Source organism: Streptomyces yokosukanensis (assembly GCF_001514035.1).
Lineage (GTDB): Bacteria > Actinomycetota > Actinomycetes > Streptomycetales > Streptomycetaceae > Streptomyces > Streptomyces yokosukanensis.
The window spans coordinates 2,355-3,078 of record NZ_KQ948267.1 but is presented as its reverse complement, the minus strand read 5'-3'; the positions used below and the strand labels follow the sequence as shown (position 1 = coordinate 3,078).

Genomic DNA, 724 nt, shown 5'->3' with positions numbered 1-724 from the left:
GATCGGCCGCGCCCAGACCGGCCAGTCGGCCCACCGGAGCACCTGCCTCATCGGCCGGGCGGGTCCCAGCGGCTCCCGCGGCCAGGACTTCCGGCAGGTCGGCGAAGAGGCTGCTGGGACGGACCACGGAGAAGGCGGGCGCGAAACGCTCCCACGCCACGTCGGCCACCAACAGGGCGGCCGCGTCTCCGGACGCACCCACACTCTGCCGCAGGACGGCCATCGCAGTCTCCGGCGCCATCGGCGGGAGACCTTCGCGCCGCATCCGGGCTTCAAGGGCCTCGTCGGCGGCCATGCCACCCTCGGCCCACGGACCCCACGCGATGGACGTCGCGGCCAGCCCGGCGGCCCGCCGCTGCTCGGCAAGCGCGTCCAAGTAAGCGTTCGCCGCAGCGTAATTACCCTGACCAGCCGAACCGATCGTGCCGCTCATCGAGGAGAAGAGCACGAAGGCATCGAGCTCGATCCCCAGCTCAAGGGTCAGCTCGTGCAGGTTCAGCGCGGAGGTGGCCTTCGCCCGCAACACACTCTCGAAGCGTTCGGGCGTGAGCGCGTCCAGCACACCGTCGTCCAGCACACCGGCCGTGTGCACGACCGCGGTCAGGGTGTCGGCCTCGGCGGCCAACAACTCCCGCAGCGCCTCCCGGTCCGAAGCATCACAGGCGACCACGGACACATCAACACCCAGCCCGGCCACCAACTCAGCCACACCCGGAGCATCCGA

The 724-nt window shown here is 71.0% G+C and carries 1 protein-coding gene; it reads right to left on the bottom strand.

The window, feature by feature from the left end; genetic code table 11:
- Positions 1-724, bottom strand: a 724-nt coding sequence (locus tag AQI95_RS43970) for an SDR family oxidoreductase (RefSeq protein WP_482255598.1), incomplete at both ends; no start/stop codon positions are given.